The organism is Janthinobacterium sp. P210006 (assembly GCF_036231885.1).
Lineage (GTDB): Bacteria > Pseudomonadota > Gammaproteobacteria > Burkholderiales > Burkholderiaceae_D > Janthinobacterium > Janthinobacterium violaceinigrum.
This window is the reverse complement of sequence record NZ_JAZARD010000002.1, coordinates 474,754-491,125: the sequence shown is the minus strand read 5'-3', so window position 1 is coordinate 491,125 and position 16,372 is coordinate 474,754. Positions and strand designations below refer to the sequence as shown.

At 61.9% G+C, this 16,372-nt stretch carries 20 protein-coding genes; 7 read left to right on the top strand and 13 right to left on the bottom strand.

All coding sequences use genetic code 11. The annotated features are described in order from the left end of the window. Positions 1–44 precede the first annotated feature (44 nt). The gene (locus tag VPH41_RS10650) at positions 45–1,391 is read right to left on the bottom strand and encodes an MFS transporter (RefSeq protein WP_328569971.1); all 1,347 of its coding nucleotides are present in this window, start codon (positions 1,389–1,391) and stop codon (positions 45–47) included. 217 nt (positions 1,392–1,608) lie between these two features. Here VPH41_RS10650 and cyoA point away from each other — a divergent pair, with 217 nt between their 5' ends. From cyoA to VPH41_RS10615, 7 genes are all read left to right on the top strand, one after another. Beyond that, positions 1,609–2,592: a ubiquinol oxidase subunit II gene (gene cyoA / locus VPH41_RS10645; protein ID WP_226938890.1), complete on the top strand. Its 984-nt coding sequence runs from the start codon at positions 1,609–1,611 to the stop codon at positions 2,590–2,592. Between the two features lie 84 nt (positions 2,593–2,676). Then, positions 2,677–4,680 (top strand): cytochrome o ubiquinol oxidase subunit I, encoded by a 2,004-nt coding sequence (cyoB, locus tag VPH41_RS10640; protein WP_328569970.1) that lies wholly within the window; start codon positions 2,677–2,679, stop codon positions 4,678–4,680. Further along, positions 4,673–5,311, top strand: a complete 639-nt coding sequence (cyoC, locus tag VPH41_RS10635; protein WP_086144570.1) for a cytochrome o ubiquinol oxidase subunit III — start codon at positions 4,673–4,675, stop codon at positions 5,309–5,311. Before cyoB ends, cyoC begins: the two co-directional genes overlap by 8 nt. Beyond that, a complete protein-coding gene (gene cyoD, locus VPH41_RS10630) occupies positions 5,308–5,694 on the top strand; it encodes a cytochrome o ubiquinol oxidase subunit IV (RefSeq protein WP_099667923.1) in 387 nt (128 codons plus the stop codon). The genes cyoC and cyoD overlap by 4 nt, the downstream gene beginning before the upstream one ends. After that, the gene (locus VPH41_RS10625) at positions 5,691–6,524 is read left to right on the top strand and encodes an SURF1 family protein (protein WP_442906253.1); all 834 of its coding nucleotides are present in this window, start codon (positions 5,691–5,693) and stop codon (positions 6,522–6,524) included. The genes cyoD and VPH41_RS10625 overlap by 4 nt, the downstream gene beginning before the upstream one ends. Next, positions 6,508–7,857 carry an ATP-binding protein gene (locus tag VPH41_RS10620; RefSeq protein ID WP_092797722.1) on the top strand — a complete coding sequence of 450 codons (1,350 nt, stop codon included), beginning with the start codon at positions 6,508–6,510 and terminating at the stop codon, positions 7,855–7,857. Before VPH41_RS10625 ends, VPH41_RS10620 begins: the two co-directional genes overlap by 17 nt. Beyond that, on the top strand, positions 7,847–8,383 hold the full coding sequence (locus tag VPH41_RS10615; protein ID WP_034788474.1) for a response regulator transcription factor: 537 nt from the start codon (positions 7,847–7,849) through the stop codon (positions 8,381–8,383). Before VPH41_RS10620 ends, VPH41_RS10615 begins: the two co-directional genes overlap by 11 nt. A 12-nt stretch (positions 8,384–8,395) precedes the next feature. Here VPH41_RS10615 and VPH41_RS10610 read toward each other — a convergent pair whose 3' ends face one another. From VPH41_RS10610 to selD, 12 genes are all read right to left on the bottom strand, one after another. Next, the gene (locus VPH41_RS10610; RefSeq protein WP_328569968.1) at positions 8,396–8,878 is read right to left on the bottom strand and encodes a hypothetical protein; all 483 of its coding nucleotides are present in this window, start codon (positions 8,876–8,878) and stop codon (positions 8,396–8,398) included. A gap of 87 nt (positions 8,879–8,965) precedes the next feature. Further along, the gene (locus VPH41_RS10605; protein WP_328569967.1) at positions 8,966–9,136 is read right to left on the bottom strand and encodes a hypothetical protein; all 171 of its coding nucleotides are present in this window, start codon (positions 9,134–9,136) and stop codon (positions 8,966–8,968) included. Positions 9,137–9,238: 102 nt separating this feature from the next. Continuing rightward, positions 9,239–9,874 (bottom strand): hypothetical protein, encoded by a 636-nt coding sequence (locus tag VPH41_RS10600; protein ID WP_328569966.1) that lies wholly within the window; start codon positions 9,872–9,874, stop codon positions 9,239–9,241. A 29-nt stretch (positions 9,875–9,903) separates the two neighbouring features. Continuing rightward, the gene (locus tag VPH41_RS10595; RefSeq protein WP_328569965.1) at positions 9,904–10,398 is read right to left on the bottom strand and encodes a GNAT family N-acetyltransferase; all 495 of its coding nucleotides are present in this window, start codon (positions 10,396–10,398) and stop codon (positions 9,904–9,906) included. 14 nt (positions 10,399–10,412) lie between these two features. Continuing rightward, the gene (locus tag VPH41_RS10590; protein WP_328569964.1) at positions 10,413–10,769 is read right to left on the bottom strand and encodes a hypothetical protein; all 357 of its coding nucleotides are present in this window, start codon (positions 10,767–10,769) and stop codon (positions 10,413–10,415) included. Positions 10,770–10,950: 181 nt separating this feature from the next. Beyond that, on the bottom strand, positions 10,951–11,463 hold the full coding sequence (locus VPH41_RS10585) for a GNAT family N-acetyltransferase (protein WP_328569963.1): 513 nt from the start codon (positions 11,461–11,463) through the stop codon (positions 10,951–10,953). After that, positions 11,460–11,825, bottom strand: coding sequence for a hypothetical protein (locus VPH41_RS10580; RefSeq protein ID WP_152280909.1), 366 nt, complete (start codon positions 11,823–11,825; stop codon positions 11,460–11,462). The genes VPH41_RS10585 and VPH41_RS10580 overlap by 4 nt, the downstream gene beginning before the upstream one ends. A gap of 28 nt (positions 11,826–11,853) precedes the next feature. Continuing rightward, entirely contained in the window at positions 11,854–12,654 is an 801-nt protein-coding gene (phnE, locus tag VPH41_RS10575; protein WP_328569962.1) for a phosphonate ABC transporter, permease protein PhnE, read from the bottom strand. Continuing rightward, positions 12,651–13,481 carry a PhnE/PtxC family ABC transporter permease gene (locus VPH41_RS10570; RefSeq protein WP_152280911.1) on the bottom strand — a complete coding sequence of 277 codons (831 nt, stop codon included), beginning with the start codon at positions 13,479–13,481 and terminating at the stop codon, positions 12,651–12,653. Before VPH41_RS10570 ends, phnE begins: the two co-directional genes overlap by 4 nt. Then, positions 13,475–14,287 carry a phosphonate ABC transporter ATP-binding protein gene (locus tag VPH41_RS10565; protein WP_328569961.1) on the bottom strand — a complete coding sequence of 271 codons (813 nt, stop codon included), beginning with the start codon at positions 14,285–14,287 and terminating at the stop codon, positions 13,475–13,477. The genes VPH41_RS10570 and VPH41_RS10565 overlap by 7 nt, the downstream gene beginning before the upstream one ends. A gap of 112 nt (positions 14,288–14,399) precedes the next feature. Further along, positions 14,400–15,278 (bottom strand): putative selenate ABC transporter substrate-binding protein, encoded by an 879-nt coding sequence (locus VPH41_RS10560; protein ID WP_193317333.1) that lies wholly within the window; start codon positions 15,276–15,278, stop codon positions 14,400–14,402. Between the two features lie 26 nt (positions 15,279–15,304). After that, positions 15,305–16,369: a selenide, water dikinase SelD gene (selD, locus tag VPH41_RS10555; protein WP_287773746.1), complete on the bottom strand. Its 1,065-nt coding sequence runs from the start codon at positions 16,367–16,369 to the stop codon at positions 15,305–15,307. Positions 16,370–16,372 lie beyond the last annotated feature (3 nt).

The following is a 16,372-nucleotide window of genomic DNA, read 5'->3' as shown; positions in this document are numbered from 1 at the left end:
GCCGGCGTTTTTCAGTACTGCGCGCGCTGCACACTATATATATGTCAGTCGCGGATTTCCAGTGCCCGGTTCAGGCTCAGCGCGGCCAGCGAGGCGACGGCACCCGACAGCAGGTAGAAGCTGACGTAGGCGAGGCCGAAGTTGGCCGACAGGCCCAGCGCCACCAGCGGGGCGAAGCCGGCACCGACCAGCCAGGCCAGGTCGGACGTCAGGGCTGCGCCCGTGTAGCGGAAGCGGGCAGGGAAGTTGGCCGTCACGGCGCCGGCTGCCTGGCCGTAGGACAAGCCCAGCAGGCTGAAACCCACGAGGATGAACACGTCCTGGCCCGTATTGCCGCCGCCCATCAGGGTCGGCACGAAGGCGCTGAAGATGGCGATCAGCACGGCCAGCACGCCCAGGGTGGTGCGGCGGCCCACTTTATCGGCCAGCAAGCCGGAAATCACCACGCCGATGGCGGCCAGCACGGCACCGAGCATCTGGATCTGCAGGAAGTCCGGCGCGGAACGGGTCTGGTAGACGGAAATCCACGACAGCGGGAACACGGTCACCAAGTGGAACAGCGCGTAGCTGGCCAGCGCGGCCAGGGCGCCGATCAGCACATTGCGGCCCTGGCCGCGGCTCATTTCAAACACGCTCACGGGCTGCAGTTCGCGTTCGTCGAGCAGGCGCGCATATTCATTCGTCGACACCAGGCGCAGACGGGCAAACAGGGCCACCACGTTGATGGCGAACGCCACATAGAACGGATAGCGCCAGCCCCAGTCGAGGAAGTCTTCATCCGTAAGGGTGGTCAGCATGAACCAGAACAGGCCGGCGGCGATCAGGAAGCCGACGGGCGCGCCCAGCTGGCCCAGCATGGCGTACCAGCCCCGCTTGTTTTCCGGCGCGTTCAGGGCCAGCAGCGATGGCAGGCCATCCCATGAGCCGCCCAGCGCCACGCCCTGGCCGATGCGCAGCACGGACAGCCAGATGATGGCGGCAAAGCCCAGGTGGGAATAGGTGGGCAGGAAGGCGATGCCGGCCGTGGACACGCCCAGCAGGAAGAGGGCGAACGTCAGCTTGGCGCTGCGTCCCATGCGGCGCTGGATCTCCATGAAGATCACGGTGCCGAACGGACGGGCGATGAAGGCGAACGAGAAAATCAGGAAGGCATATAAAGTGCCTTCCAGGCGTTCTTCGAATGGGAAGAAGACGCGCGGAAACACCAGCACCGAAGCGATGGCGTAGACAAAGAAGTCAAAGTATTCGGAAGCGCGGCCGATGATCACGCCGACGGCGATCTCACCGGGGTCGATATGCGATTCGACCGTGCCGGCCCCGCTTGCGTCGCGCAGGGAATGGGGGGAAAAGTCAGCGGGTACATCCCCGCTGTGTATGCGCGTGCTGGACATGATGATCGTCTCCAATATAGTTTCGAGTTCGGCCAACGCGTAACATACCCCGGGTGTCTCACGCCCGGAGTAGGACTATTCAATAGGTAGTTGTAGGAAAACTCCGCAACCACCGAGTGAAAATCCGAGCAAGGGGTAGGACAAAACGTCCAATTGCCAACGCGCTCCAGTGAGAATACAGTACCATATCTTCATCCCCTGTACTGGACTTTCCTGTATGTTTTCATTAAAAGTTCGTCGCGGACTGCTTCTTTTACCTCTCGCATTGTTGGCTGGTTGCAATACGGTGGTACTGAATCCGTCCGGAGACATCGCAGTTCAGCAAGGCAATCTGATTGTCATCTCGACATTGCTGATGCTGTTGATTATCGTTCCGGTAATCGCCCTGACCCTGCTTTTCGCATGGCGCTATAGAAAAAACAACACCGCGGCCAAATACGAGCCGGACTGGGACCACTCGACTCGCCTCGAGCTGATCATCTGGGGCGCGCCCCTGCTGATCATCATCGTGCTGGGCCTGCTGACCTGGATCAGCACCCACACCCTCGATCCTTATCGTCCGCTGAGCCGTATCGACGCCAACCGTCCGATTCCTGCCAGCCACAAACCGATGATCGTCGAAGTCGTGGCCCTGGACTGGAAATGGCTGTTCATCTACCCGGAGCAAGGCATCGCTTCCGTGAATGAGCTGTACGCGCCCGTCGACCGTCCGATCCGCTTCAAGATCACCGCTTCGTCCGTCATGAACTCGTTCTTCATCCCCGCACTGGCAGGTCAGATCTACGCCATGCCGGGCATGGAAACCCAGTTGAATGCCGTCATCAACAAGCCTGGCGAATACAAGGGCTTTTCCGCCAACTACAGCGGTGCCGGTTTCTCGGGCATGCGCTTCAAGTTCCACGGCGTGAACGATGCGGACTTCGATAAATGGGTGGCATCGGCACGTGCCGGTGGCGGCGCGCTGAACCGCGACGACTACCTGGAACTGGCCAAGCCGAGCGAACGCGACCCGGTCCGCCGCTACAGCGCCGTACCTAGCGATCTGTACAAGGCAATCCTGAACCGCACCATCGTTTCCGACGCCCTGTGCGTGACGCCGGTCGAGCCATACAAATTGACGATGGCAAATAGCCCGGTAGCGGCCGTAACGGCAGTAGTCGCTAGCGATGCAGTAGTTGAAAAGGGCGTTCAAGCCAAGTAACGACTGCATGAATCCCGCAGCGCAATGCGCTGCAGATACTGGCGCCGCTTGCCTGGCGCCTCCCTTTTTTCTCTGAGAGTAACAATGCTAGACCATATTGATCTGACGAAGCTTATATTCGGCCGTCTGACTTGGGATGCAATTCCATTTCACGAACCTATCCTGCTGGCGACCTTTGCAATGGTCGCCCTGGGCGGTATCGCACTCGTTGCGGCACTGACGTATTTCCGCGTCTGGGGTACCCTGTGGCGCGACTGGATCACCAGTATCGACCATAAAAAAATCGGTATCATGTACATGATCCTGGGCCTCGTCATGCTGTTGCGCGGCTTTGCCGACGCGCTCATGATGCGCACCCAGCAGGCAATCGCCTTTGGCGACAATGCCGGCTTCCTGCCACCGCATCACTACGACCAGATCTTCACCGCCCACGGCGTGATCATGATCTTCTTCGTCGCGATGCCTTTCGTGACGGGTCTGATGAACTACGTGGTGCCGCTGCAAATCGGCGCGCGCGACGTGGCTTTCCCTTTCCTTAACAACTTCAGCTTCTGGATGACCTCCATGGGCGCCGTCCTGGTGATGGCTTCGCTGTTCGTCGGCGAATTCGCCCGCACGGGCTGGCTGGCGTATCCGCCGCTGTCTGGCATCGTCGGCAGTCCGGATGTGGGGGTAGACTATTACATATGGTCCCTGCAGATTGCCGGGGTCGGGACGCTATTGTCCGGTGTCAACCTGATCGCCACCATCGTCAAGATGCGCGCGCCAGGCATGACCTGGATGAAAATGCCAGTCTTCACCTGGACCGCACTGTGCACCAACATCCTGATCGTCGCCGCCTTCCCGGTGCTGACGGCTGTATTGGCCATGCTGTCGCTGGACCGCGTTGCCGGCTTTAACTTCTTCACGACGGAACTGGGCGGCAACGCCATGATGTACGTCAACCTGATCTGGATCTGGGGTCACCCGGAAGTGTACATTCTGATACTGCCGCTGTTCGGCGTGTTCTCGGAAGTGGTCGCCACGTTCAGCAGCAAGCGCCTGTTCGGCTACGCCTCGATGGTGTACGCCACCTGCGTCATCATGATCCTGTCGTACCTGGTATGGCTGCATCACTTCTTCACCATGGGTTCGGGCGCCAGCGTCAACTCCTTCTTCGGCATCACGACGATGATCATTTCGATCCCGACGGGCGCGAAGATCTTCAACTGGCTGTTTACCATGTACCGCGGCCGTATCCGTTTTGAGTTGCCCATGCTGTGGACGATTGGCTTCATGGTCACCTTCACCATCGGCGGCATGACCGGCGTGTTGCTGGCCGTACCACCAGCGGACTTCGTGCTGCACAACAGCCTGTTCCTGATCGCCCACTTCCATAACGTGATTATCGGCGGCGTGGTGTTCGGTGTCTTCGCTGCGATCAACTACTGGTACCCGAAAGCCTTCGGCTACAAGCTCGACGCGTTCTGGGGCAAGTGCTCGTTCTGGTTCTGGTTCGTCGGCTTCTACCTGGCCTTCATGCCGCTGTACGTACTGGGCCTGATGGGCGTGACCCGTCGTGTCAACCACTTTGAAGATCCATCGCTGCAAATCTGGACCATCATCGCCTGGTTTGGCGCCGTCTCGATCGCACTGGGCATCGCTTCCATGCTGATCCAGTTCTTCGTCAGCTACCGCAATCGTCACGCCCTGCGCGACGTGACCGGCGACCCATGGGGCGGCCGTACGCTGGAATGGTCGACGTCGTCGCCACCGCCAGACTATAATTTCGCCTTCACGCCACAAGTGCACGAACTCGATGCATGGACTGACATGAAGAAACACGGTTACCAGCGTCCGATGTCCGGTTTCACGAAGATCCACATGCCGAAGAACACCTGGGCTGGTTTCGTGATCGCCGCACTGTCCGCACTGGTCGGTTTTGGCCTGATCTGGCAAATGTGGCTCGTCGCCAGCATTGGCTTCGTGATCATGATGGTCACCATCATCGTCCATACCTTTAACTACAAGCGCGATTACTACATTCCTGCGGAAGAAGTGGTCCGTACCGAAGACGCTTATACTAAATTGCTGAGCAGCCATGTCTGATACCATCGCCCATAACACCGGCGCCGCTGGCGCCGCACCAAGCACGCGCAGCTACTTTGTGCGCGAGCACCACCCGGAAAACGGCAGCCTGCTGGGTTTCTGGCTCTACCTGATGAGCGATTGCCTGATCTTCGCCTGTCTGTTCGCCACGTACGCCGTGGTCGGCCGCAGCTACGCGGACGGCCCGACGGGCGCCGCGCTGTTCGACCTGCCGCTGGTGGCCGTCAACACGGCCATGCTGCTGCTGTCGTCGATCACCTACGGCTTCGCCATGCTGACAATGCAGCGCAAGCAATTGCGCAGCACCCTGGTCTGGCTGGGCATCACGGGCCTGTTCGGCCTGGCCTTCCTGTCGCTGGAAATGTATGAATTCATTCATCTGATCCACGAAGGCGCCGGTCCGCAGCGCAGCGCGTTCCTGTCGTCGTTCTTCGCCCTGGTCGGTACCCACGGCTTGCACGTGACGTTCGGCGTGATCTGGCTCGTGACCCTGATGTTCCAGTTGAACAAGCATGGTCTGACCCCGGAAAACGGCCGTCGCATGATGTGCCTGTCGCTGTTCTGGCATTTCCTGGACGTCATCTGGATCGGCGTCTTCACCTTTGTCTACCTGATGGGAGTGCTGCCATGAGCGACCACCACACACACGGCGATAGCCACCACCATGACGATCACGATCATGGCAGCCTGAAAAGCTATACCATCGGCTTCATCCTGTCGGTGATCCTGACGGCCATTCCTTTCTGGCTGGTGATGACGAAAGCCATCACCAACTCGGGCACCATGGGCCTGGTCCTGCTGGCGTTCGCGGCGGTTCAAGTGGTGGTACACATGGTGTACTTCCTGCACATGAACACCAAGTCCGAAGGCGGCTGGAACATGATGGCGCTGATCTTCACGATCATGATCGTGGGTATTGCCATGGCTGGTTCCCTGTGGGTCATGTACCACATGAACCACAACATGATGCCGGATCTGATGCCTGAGTACATGCATACGAAAACGGCTCCATGATGAGTCAACCGCGCCCAAGCAACACCGGGCGCGCCCCTGGCGCCGCATCGCAAGATGCCGCGCCAGGCCCACGCGGCATGGCTGTGCGGTATGCACTGGCCTTGCTGGCGGGGATCTTGTTTGCCGGTTTCTGTGCCCTGGGCACCTGGCAAGTCAAGCGCCTGTTCTGGAAGCTTGACCTGATCGAGCGCGTCGAACAACGCGTACATGCGCCCGCAACGGACGCACCTGGACCCGCAGCCTGGGCCAGTGTCACGCAGCAAACGGATGAATACCGCCATGTGCGACTCTCCGGTACGTATCTCCCCATTTTCAATACCCTGGTGCAAGCAACGACGGCACTGGGCAGCGGCTATTGGCTGGTGACGCCCTTGCGCCTGGCCGATGGCAGCACCGTGCTGATCAACCGCGGCTTCGTGCCCAAGCGCGAAAGCATTGGCGCCAGCACGCCGGCCGGCATTGTCGAGGTCGATGGCTTGCTGCGCATCAGCGAGACGGGCGGCGGTTTCTTGCGCGAAAACAGTCCTGCCACGCAGCACTGGTATTCGCGCGACGTGGCCGCCATCGGCGCCTCGCACATGCTGAGCAATGTGGCGCCATATTTTGTCGACGCCAAGGCAAAGTCGGAAACGGCTGCCGACGCCCCCGTCGGCGGCCTGACCGTGATTTCCTTCCATAACAGCCACCTCGTGTACGCGCTGACGTGGTTCGCGCTGGCCTTGATGGTCGCCGGCATCACGTGGTGGATCGTGCGCGAAGACAAGCGCCGCCGCGCGCGCCGTGCCGGCGGCAACAGTACCCAAGAAAGTGATCATGCCGGGCAGGATTGAGATCCTGCCCAACCGCGAAGTGCTGGAGCGCGGTGCGGTGGCGGCCGAAATGGAACATCCGGCCGGCCACCAGAACATGAAGCTGCTGATTCAGCTGCGCTGGCTGGCCGTGATCGGCCAGATCAGCACGATCTTCGGCGTGGGCGTGGGACTGGGCATCGCCTTGCCCGTGCCCTACATGCTGGAAGTGCTGTCTTGCCTGATCGCCTTTAATTTGGCCAGCCTGCTGCGCTGGCACGAGCGCCAGCCCGTGTCCAACACGGCCCTGTTCCTCGCCCTGCTGGTCGACGTCACCGTACTGACGGCCCAGCTCTACCTGAGCGGCGGCATCAGCAACCCGTTTGCCTTCCTGTACTTGTTGCAAGTCATCCTCAGCGCCGTGCTGCTGGAAGTGTGGTCGACCTGGATCATGGTGGCCATCACCAGCCTGTGCCTGGCCGGCCTGGCCTTGCTGCCCGGCCCCCTGATCCTGCCCATCGACCCGGAACGGGGCTTTTCCAGCCTGTACGTGCAGGGCTTGCTGATCTGTTTCATCCTCAACGCGGCCTTGCTGGTGGTCTTTATTACGCGCATCAACCGCAACCAGCGCGCCGGCGACGCCAAGGTGGCCGACTTGCGCCAGCGCGCGGCGGAAGAGGAGCACATCATCCGCATGGGTTTGCTCGCTTCGGGCGCTGCGCACGAGCTGGGCACGCCGCTGGCGACCTTGTCCGTCATCCTCGGCGACTGGCGCCGCATGCCGGAATTGAGCAAGAACAGCGAATTGCTGGAAGAAATCACGGAAATGCAGGCGCAATTGCAGCGCTGCAAGAGCATCGTCAGCGGCATCTTGCTGTCGGCAGGCGAGGCGCGCGGCGAATCGTCCGTGAAGACGACGATCAACACCTTCCTCAACGACCTGGTCGACGAGTGGCGCAGCAGCCGGCCCATCCATGATTTCGAGTACGATAACCGCATCGAGCACGACGTGCCCGTCGTCTTTGATTCGACCCTGAAACAAACCATTTGCAATGTGCTCGACAATGCGCTGGAAGCGTCGCCCGACTGGCTGCGCTTCGAAGCCACGCGCGAAGCGGACGCCTTGCACCTGGTCATTACCGATGCGGGCCCCGGCTTCGAGCCATCGATGCTGACGCACCTGGGCAAACCGTATCAAAGCAGCAAGGGCAAGCCCGGCGGCGGCCTCGGTCTGTTCCTGGTGGTCAACGTTGCGCGCACCCTGGGCGGTACGGTGACGGCGCGCAACCGGGTGCAGGGCGGGGCGGTGGTGCACCTGGCCCTGCCGCTGGCGGCCATCAAACTGGAAAGAGAAAGCGACCACCATGCAGGATGACCGTCTGTTACTGATCGTGGAAGACGACGCCGCGTTCGCCCGCACCCTGGGCCGCTCGTTCGAGCGGCGCGGCTACCAGGTCATCCTGGCCACGAATTTCGACGAAGCGAGCGCCTTGCTCGAGCAGCATTGCCCCGACTACGCCGTCGTCGACTTAAAACTTAACGGCAATACCTCGGGCCTGGCCTGCGTGCAGATGCTGCACCAGCACGACCCGGAGATGCTGATCGTCGTGCTGACGGGCTATGCCAGCATCGGCACGGCCGTCGAAGCGATCAAGCTGGGCGCCTGCCAGTACCTGGCGAAACCGTCGAACACGGACGATATCGAAGCGGCCTTCGGCCACGTGGCCGGCAACGCCGACATCGAACTGACGAACCGCGCCACCAACATCAAGACCCTGGAATGGGAACGCATCCACGAAATGCTGGCCGAGACGGATTTCAATATCTCGGAAACGGCGAGAAGGCTGGGCATGCACCGGCGCACCCTGGCGCGCAAATTGGAAAAGCAGCGGGTGAAATAGGCGCCGCGCCGGCTAGTCGTCGGCGAACGTCAGTTCGAGCACGCTGTCGTCGCTCCAATCCTGTTCCCGCAGCGGCGGCGTGAACGATGAGCCGCTGAAGGGCACGGGCGCGCTCTTGCCGTTGAAACTGATCGTCGCCGCCGCGATGCGCCGCGGTTCGGCAAAGCTGTAGGTACCCTTTTGCGACACGAAATTGCACGGCCCGCCCAGCGCGCCCATCGCCGTGCGCATCGCAAACGGCAAGGTTTCCTTGTCGATGGCCCAATGGACTTCGCACGCCAGCCGCAGGTCGCCCAGGCGGCGGATCGTGTCGCTGGTGGCCGCACTCCTGACGTAGGGTATCCACCTGACGGACCCCGCCTTGCGGTTCAAGGTCAGCTCGGCCTTGTCATACAGGGGACCCTGCTCGACGGGCAAGCTGAAGATATTGCGTTCCCCCAGCGGTATCGCCATGCCCGCGTCGTCGCTTTCCAGCCGCAGCGCGATGGCGTGCATGTCGACATCGGCACGGCGCGGCTCCAGGATGAAACGCAGCTCGGCGCCGGGCGCCAGCGCATGCTTTTCTTCAAACCGTTTGACGCCCTAGAGCATGGCGCTGTAGGGTTTCCAGTCCGGATCCCGGATGCCTTTGACATTGACGGATGCGGCCGCCTCCTGGGCGGTTTGCTCCGTGGTTTGTTCCGTATCAGCATAAGCCTGCACCACGGCGCCATATAAACACAGCAGAAGACCGGCTTTTTTGATTGCATGCATATTCATCCTGTTCATTTGAATCTCAAATCATTGCTTGTCAAGTTAACCTTGGCATGAGTGTAGAAAGAAATGAAGGTGCATGGCGGTTTTTAAGACAGAGTGTCAATTGGGATGAATGGAATGCTGGAAACCGCTGTTTTCCGGATTCGCCATCGGTGAGATGGCTGTCACGGTATTTCCCGAAATGACCAATACCTCGCGCTCATAGGCGCCCAGATGGCCATAATGACCTTTGGGACTGAGATAGCCGACAATATGCACGCGCGGATGGTCATATATTGAATCGGGCGGCACCAGGCCCACGTCCCGCCACGCAACGCCGCCAAAGGAGTCAAGCCACCATGCGCCGGCGTCAGTACCAAGGTCAACATGGGCAGCTTGAAAAGTGCTCTTTTCAAAGCCCCGCGACCAGATGCCTTCGCGCTCGATGGCAAGGTAGCCATAGCCTGCCATGATATTGGCGCGTTCGGACGGATGATCGCGCCAATAGCGCTGGCCATTCGTGTAGGCATCGCGCATGGGGGCCGATTGCGTCACGATTCCGCCCGATGGGTGGATCAAGCCTTGAAAGAACCATTGCGCGTATTCGGCTGGCAGCGCGGGCGATTGTTTGTCCGCTGCCTGCGTTTGCGCGAAAGCGCTGGCGTAGTCAAGAACGATGGCTGGAATATTGCCAGCGTTCGCCTTGCCGGCAAGGGCAGTTATTAATAGCAGGAGTGTTGCAATAGATCGTCGCATCGCGTTTTTTATCTTTCCACTGTTAATGCCTATGCATGTTCCTGCCACTCCATCTTTTGCACTTGGATATGGGGATGGCTTTCCAGCGGCTCCCATTCCGGCAAAAAGACAAAGCCCTGTTTCTGGTAGAACGCGGCCGCGCGGGTGTTGTCCGGCGCCACGTCGAGCACCAGCCGAGGATGGCCATTGTCGACGGCGCATTGTTTTACGGCATCGACCAGCTTGCGCGCCACGTCCAGGCCCCGATATTCGGGATGCACCCACATGGCGATCAGATGGCACTCGCCATTGGCGCCCACCACTTGCGCGGCGAGGCCGATGGCTTGCTCTCCATCAAAGGCGAGAAAAAACGTGCGCTGCGGCGTGCTGACGGCGCGTTGCTGCCAGTCCGCATCGGAAAAACGGGCCGCGCTGGCGTGGCTGGCGCCGAAGGCCGTGGGGGCGTCGAGCAGGGCGGCCAGGCGCGTGGACTTTAGCGCCGGCCAGTCGGCGGCGCTGGTGGGACGGATGACGATGTGATTCAAGTCGGTAACATTCCTTAACTGGTGGGCGCGTCCGTGGACGAGGAAATCTTTCTGTACGCTTCCGCCAGCATCGTGACGGTCGCCACGTCGTTCACGCTGCGCGCTTCGATGACCGTCTCGCCCGCGGCGATGGTCACGTCGCCGTCCGCATAGCTGGCGGGAAAGCGCCGCTCGACGATCTTGCTGGTGAGGACATTGCGCGAGTAGCGCAGGGCCACGAGCCGGTCGCCATCGTGCTTGATGACGACATAGTTCGGCACGGTGGTGCGTTCCAGTTTCCAGGTGCCGATAAAGTCTTCGACAGGGGCGGCGCTGGCGTTGGTGAACAGCCCACAGCAGGCGGTGGTAATACCAAAAAACAATTTTTTCATGGTGCCGGCAATTCCATGCAAGGGTGGCCCGCATAGGCGGGAAAGACGTCCGTCATGCTTGAATGGCGTGGCGCGCGTCCATGGATGGCGCCAGTCATTTAAGTATTTGGCAATATTAACAGCATCACCGCCTTGTCGGTACCCGTGCATGCTGCGGTGTTGTATGCGCGTAAGACTTTGCCTAGCTGTTGACCTCAAACGCGCGGTGGTAGGTCACGTTACCTGTTGGTAAGGGCCCCGCCAGATGCAGTGCCTGGAAATACTCGGCTGGCACGCCCGGCAGGACCAAGGCAGCGTCCGCACGGAAGCCGAAACGCCCGTAATACCGTGGATCGCCCAGCACCACGCAGCCGGCCGCGCCCAGCTGGCGCAAGTCGTCCAGCAATCGCCCGATGAGCTGGCTGCCCACGCCCTGTTGCTGATGGTCAGGGGCAACGGAAACGGGACCCAGTCCATACCAGCGCGGCGTGCCGTCGCTGATGCTGACGGGGGAGGCGGCCACGTGGCCGATGATGGCGCCTTCCCGTTCGGCCACCAGCGACACGCTCAAGGCGCCCGCGGCACGCAGCGCGTGCACGATGAACTGTTCCGTGTGGTCCGTGTGTTCGGCATTCAGGAACGCCTCGCGCGTGAGCTGGTCGATGGCTGTGATGTCGGCCGCGGTTTCCTTGCGAATGATCAACGCTTGCGTCATGACTGGTCCCACACTTCGATGGTCAGCAATTGCCCGGGCGTGCAGGCGGCGATGCGTTCGCCGTGCACGGTGATGGTGCCGGGCCAGCCCGTGGGCCGGTCCTGTGGAAATTCGTCATCGTGCGTTTCGGCAATGCCTGCCTGCAGCAGGGGCGCGATGACGTCCGCCGTGGCCGTGTAGCGGTTGGGGAAGCCGTTGAAGGCCAGCTGGGTGGCCTTGCCTTGCGTACACAGTTGCGCGATCCAGTCCGCGCCGGACAGGCCCGCTTCCCAGGTGGCGAGAAACGCCTGCTTGCCGACTTTCGTCATATCTGCCATCTGTTCGGGCGTTTCTGTCGAGATAATGGTCCACCAGCCGGACATGGGGTTTCCTTGTGAAAAATTATACGGATCAGCGGGTCATGGCGCGCCGCAGCAGGTAGCTGAGGCCATCGACGGCGGCCACCATCAGCAGCATGGCGACGATGACGGTGGCGGCGCTCGGCATCTGGAACAGCGACAGGTGATACTTGAGCATCTGCCCCAGGCCGCCCGCGCCGACGACGCCGAGGATGGCGGCGGCGCGGATATTGTTTTCCCAGCGGTACAGGGTGTACGACATCATTTGCGGGCTGCACTGCGGCAAGGTGGCGTACAGGAAGGCCACGGCGGGGCGCGCGCCATTGATGCGCAAGGTGGCGGCCGGCAAGGGCGGGCAATTCTCGAACGCGTCGGCAAACAAGCGGCCCAGCACGCCCACCGTGTGCAGGGCCAGCGCCAGGGTGCCCGCGAACGGACCCAGGCCGGCGGCGATCAGCAGGATCGAGGCCCAGACCAGTTCGGGAATCGAGCGCAGCACATTCAACACGCCCCGCGTCGCGTTGCGCGCCACATTGCCAAAACGGCCGCTGGCGGGCAGGGCCAGCAGCGCGCCCAGCACGGCGGCAATCACCGTGCCGATGGCGGACATGGCCAGGGTCTCGAAGGTGGCCACGCCTACTTTCATGAGGAAGTTCGGCGCCAGCTCGGGCGGCGCGAAGCCGTGCAGAAAGTCGGCGCTCGTGCGCACGGCGTCGGCGCTGAAGAACTCGCCCCATTTCAGGGGCAGGGTGGCAAAGCTGGCGATGACCAGCAGCAGCAAGCAGGCCAGCAGGGCCCAGGTGGACCAGCGCACGGGCTCGGCAACAGGCAGCATGGACGTATCGCTCTTCATGCCAGCCTCCGGCGCAGCATGGCCGAGACGGCATCGGCGCCCGCCACCAGCAGCACGAAGACCATTAGCATGGTGGCCAGCTCGCTGCCCGCCATCATCTTCATCGATTCATCCATGCGCTGGCCCAGGCCGCCCGCACCGACAAAACCCATGACGACGGAGCCGCGGATCGCGCATTCCCAGCGGTAGATCGTGTAGGACACCAGTTCGGCGGCCGATTCGGGCAGGGCGCCATACAGCAGGGCTTTCAGTCTGCCGCTGCCGTTGTGCAATAAAGCGTTGCAGGCGGCTGCGTCCGACGATTCGAGGATTTCCGCATAGACCTTGCCCAGCATGCCGCAATAGGTGAGGGCGATGGCGATCACGCCCGCCGTCGGCCCCAGTCCCACGATGCGCACCAATAACAAGGCCCACACCAGTTCCGGCACGCTGCGCAGCAGCACCAGCAGGGCACGGATTGCGTGGCGCAGGGCGGCGGCCAGCGGCGATACCCGGCCGGAGCCGATGCGCGAAATGGACAGGCGCTCCGTCACCAGCAAGGTCAGGGGGATGGCGCCCAGCATCGCCAGCGCCATGCCGGCCGTGGCCATGGCAATGGTTTCCCAGCTGGAAATGGCCACCAGTTGCAGGAATTCCAGCGAGTGGGCGGGCGGCACGAAACTGGCTAGGAATTGCCAGGTGGCGGCCAGGCTTTGCGCATCCCATAATATCCAGGGCTTGAATTCCGCTTGCACCAGCATCGGCCACAGCACGAGCAGCACGACGGCGGCGCCGGTCAGGCGGCCGCGCCAGGCGGGGTCGCGCGGAATGGCGGTGCTGGTCAGCAAAGGGGCCTCGCGGCGTCCAGCTGCGTTTCCACGGCTTCGAACTGCGGGGCCGTATCGGCCTTGTTGCGGTACAGCGCTTCGATCATGGCGTCGCTGACTTCTGCGCCAGGCAAGTCGAAAACGATCCTGCCGTCGCGCAGGGCGACGATGCGGGGAAAACAGGCGCGGGCGATGTCCACCTGGTGCAGGCTGCAGATCAGGGTGGCGTGGCGCGCCGTCGCTTCCGCCTGCAGTACATGGATGGTCTGCAAGGCCAGCGTGGGGTCGAGCGCGGACAGCGGTTCGTCGACGAGGAACACGTGCGCATCCGACACGAGCGCGCGGGCCATGCCGCAGCGCTGGCGTTCGCCGCCGGACAGGCGGTCGACCCGCGCATACAGCTTATCCTGCAGGTTGAATTTAGCTAAGGCGTCCCAGGCGGCGCGCGGGTCGACGGGCGCCAGCAGCGAACGGATGGCCGTCCACAAGCTCCATTGGGGCAAGCGGCCCGCCAGCACGGCGTTGACGACCCGCTGGCGCGGCGGCAAGGGCGGCGTCTGCGGCGCCAGGAACAGGCGCGCGCGCAAGGCGTGGCGTTCGCCGCTACCGATTTGCCACGGAGAAGTGCCAAGGATGGTCAAGGTACCGGACTCGGGGCGCAGCGCGCAGGCCAGGGTATGCAGCAGGCTGGTCTTGCCGGCGCCGGAAGGGCCGATCAGGGCGATCTGTTCACCTTGGGCCACGTCCAGGCTCAGCTCGCGCAGGGCCAGCGCATTGCCGGCGGCGCCCGCGTGGTGGACGCTGACCTTGTGAAGTTGGAATGTCATGCGTTTGTTGGCTACGATTGCTGGAGAGTTGTTACATCTATTGAAGTCCGGGGCAAAGAGCCGGGGTCAGACCCGACGGGTCTGACCCCAGATTTCTGCCGCGTGTCGGAAATTACTTCAGCAAACCCGCATTGCGCGCAGCCGCTTCGATATCCTTGTAGTTCTCCGCCTTGGTGGGGATGAACTTGGTGGCGCGCTGCAGTTCGAGGATTTCCTTGCCTTCAGGCGTGGATGGGTCGAGCGCCAGGAAGGCGTCCGTCAGCTTCTTGCGCACGGCGGGGTTCATGTCGGCGCGCACGCTCCAGTTATAGTCGTAGTAGCCGGGGGTCGTGTAGAACACGCGCACCTTGGCGGGATCGACCTTTTTCGCTTCCACCAGCTTTTCCCACACGGAGATATTCAAGGTGCCCGCATCGACCTTGCCGCCGGCCACGGCCGCCACGGTGGCGTCATGCGCGCCCGAAAACGCGATACGCTTCATGTCCGTGTCCGGGTTGATCTTGGCGGCCAGCAAGTAGTAGCGCGGCATCAAGTGGCCCGACGTCGACGATTCCGAGCCGAACGTGAAGTTCTTGCCTTTCAGGTCGGACAACTGGTTGATGTCCTTGCTGGTGGTAACAAATACGGAGCGGAACTTCGTGTCTTCCTCGCGCTGCACCAGGGGCACGATCTTGCCGCCGCTGCGCACGTTCGCTTGCACGAAGGTAAAGCCGCCGAACCAGACCATGTCGAGCTTGTTATTGATCAAGCCTTCCACGGATGCCGCGTAGTCGGTCACGGGCGTAAATTCCACCTTCATGCCCAGTTTTTTTTCCAGGTAGCTGCCCAGCGGCTTGAACTTGCGCTGCAATTCCGTCGGCGCTTCGTCGGGGATGGCGGAGACGCGCAGCACTTGCTGTGCCTGCGCCAGGCCGCTGTGGATGGCCAGGGTGGCGGCGACGGTGGCCAGGATGGCGGGGAACTTGGAAAATGAGTTGGAGAATGTGGTCATGGGACTGCCTTTGCAAAAAATATTCATTAGATTACGGAAACCCCGGTACTGCCTTCCTGCATCTCGCCGATGACGACGGCGTCGCCAAAGCCTTCGGCGCGGAAAATCGCCAGCACTTGCTCGACGGCTTCCGGCGCGCACGCCACCAGCAGGGGGCCGGCCGTCTGCGGGTCCGTCAAGATCGCCTTGTCGATGGCGCTCAAGCCGTCATCGAGCTGCACTTGCGCGCCATAGCCCTGCCAGTTGCGGCCCGAGGCACCCGTGATGTTGCCGTTCTGCGCCAGTTGCTGCACTTGCGGCAGCAGGGGCACGTCTTGCATGGCGATACGCGCCTGCAACCTGGCGCCGCGCGCCAGTTCCAGGGTGTGGCCCAGCAAGCCGAAGCCCGTCACGTCCGTCAGCGCATGCACGCCGTCCAGCAGGGCCAGTTTCTTGCCCGGGGTATTCAATTTGGTGGTGTTGGCTATCAGGGAAGCGTAGCCCTGCGCGTCCAGCGCATTTTTCTTCAGCGCCGCCGACAGGATGCCCACGCCGATCGGCTTGCCCAATACCAGCTTGTCGCCGGCGCGCGCGCCCGCGTTGCGTTTCACTTGCGACGGGTGGACCAGGCCCAGCACGACCAGGCCGTAGATCGGTTCGACGGAATCGATGGTGTGGCCGCCCGCGATGGGGATGCCGGCCTGGGCGCAGATGGTTTCGCCGCCTTTCAAGATGAGACCGATGGTTTCCACGGGCAGCTTGTTGATCGGCATGCCGACCAGGGCCAGCGCCATGATGGGCGTGCCGCCCATGGCGTACACGTCGGAAATGGCGTTGGTGGCGGCGATGCGGCCAAAGTCGAACGGATCGTCGACGATGGGCATGAAGAAATCCGTGGTGGCGATCAGCGCCTGCTCGTCGTTGAGCTGGTAGACGGCCGCGTCATCCGAGGTTTCTATGCCGACCAGCAATTCCTTCGGCAGGGGAAAGCCGCCGCTGCCTTTTAAAATGTCGGCCAGCACGCCCGGCGCAATTTTGCAGCCGCAGCCGCCGCCATGGGCAAATTCGGTCAACCGGATGGGAGTATTTGGTGTTGCTGCGCTATCGGACATGGT

Excerpts from the sequence above, each read along its gene's own strand:
- VPH41_RS10585 (WP_328569963.1), bottom strand. The coding sequence starts at position 11,463 with ATGACGCAAGCGTTGATCATTCGCAAGGAAACCGCGGCCGACATCACA.
- VPH41_RS10620 (WP_092797722.1), top strand. The coding sequence starts at position 6,508 with ATGCCGGGCAGGATTGAGATCCTGCCCAACCGCGAAGTGCTGGAGCGC.
- cyoC (WP_086144570.1), top strand. The coding sequence starts at position 4,673 with ATGTCTGATACCATCGCCCATAACACCGGCGCCGCTGGCGCCGCACCA.
- VPH41_RS10580 (WP_152280909.1), bottom strand. The coding sequence starts at position 11,825 with ATGTCCGGCTGGTGGACCATTATCTCGACAGAAACGCCCGAACAGATG.
- selD (WP_287773746.1), bottom strand. The coding sequence starts at position 16,369 with ATGTCCGATAGCGCAGCAACACCAAATACTCCCATCCGGTTGACCGAA.
- VPH41_RS10565 (WP_328569961.1), bottom strand. The coding sequence starts at position 14,287 with ATGACATTCCAACTTCACAAGGTCAGCGTCCACCACGCGGGCGCCGCC.
- VPH41_RS10610 (WP_328569968.1), bottom strand. The coding sequence starts at position 8,878 with ATGCACGCCATCGCGCTGCGGCTGGAAAGCGACGACGCGGGCATGGCG.
- VPH41_RS10625 (WP_442906253.1), top strand. The coding sequence starts at position 5,691 with ATGATGAGTCAACCGCGCCCAAGCAACACCGGGCGCGCCCCTGGCGCC.
- VPH41_RS10615 (WP_034788474.1), top strand. The coding sequence starts at position 7,847 with ATGCAGGATGACCGTCTGTTACTGATCGTGGAAGACGACGCCGCGTTC.
- cyoB (WP_328569970.1), top strand. The coding sequence starts at position 2,677 with ATGCTAGACCATATTGATCTGACGAAGCTTATATTCGGCCGTCTGACT.
- VPH41_RS10600 (WP_328569966.1), bottom strand. The coding sequence starts at position 9,874 with ATGCGACGATCTATTGCAACACTCCTGCTATTAATAACTGCCCTTGCC.
- VPH41_RS10605 (WP_328569967.1), bottom strand. The coding sequence starts at position 9,136 with ATGCATGCAATCAAAAAAGCCGGTCTTCTGCTGTGTTTATATGGCGCC.
- cyoD (WP_099667923.1), top strand. The coding sequence starts at position 5,308 with ATGAGCGACCACCACACACACGGCGATAGCCACCACCATGACGATCAC.
- VPH41_RS10560 (WP_193317333.1), bottom strand. The coding sequence starts at position 15,278 with ATGACCACATTCTCCAACTCATTTTCCAAGTTCCCCGCCATCCTGGCC.
- VPH41_RS10590 (WP_328569964.1), bottom strand. The coding sequence starts at position 10,769 with ATGAAAAAATTGTTTTTTGGTATTACCACCGCCTGCTGTGGGCTGTTC.
- VPH41_RS10650 (WP_328569971.1), bottom strand. The coding sequence starts at position 1,391 with ATGTCCAGCACGCGCATACACAGCGGGGATGTACCCGCTGACTTTTCC.
- phnE (WP_328569962.1), bottom strand. The coding sequence starts at position 12,654 with ATGAAGAGCGATACGTCCATGCTGCCTGTTGCCGAGCCCGTGCGCTGG.
- cyoA (WP_226938890.1), top strand. The coding sequence starts at position 1,609 with ATGTTTTCATTAAAAGTTCGTCGCGGACTGCTTCTTTTACCTCTCGCA.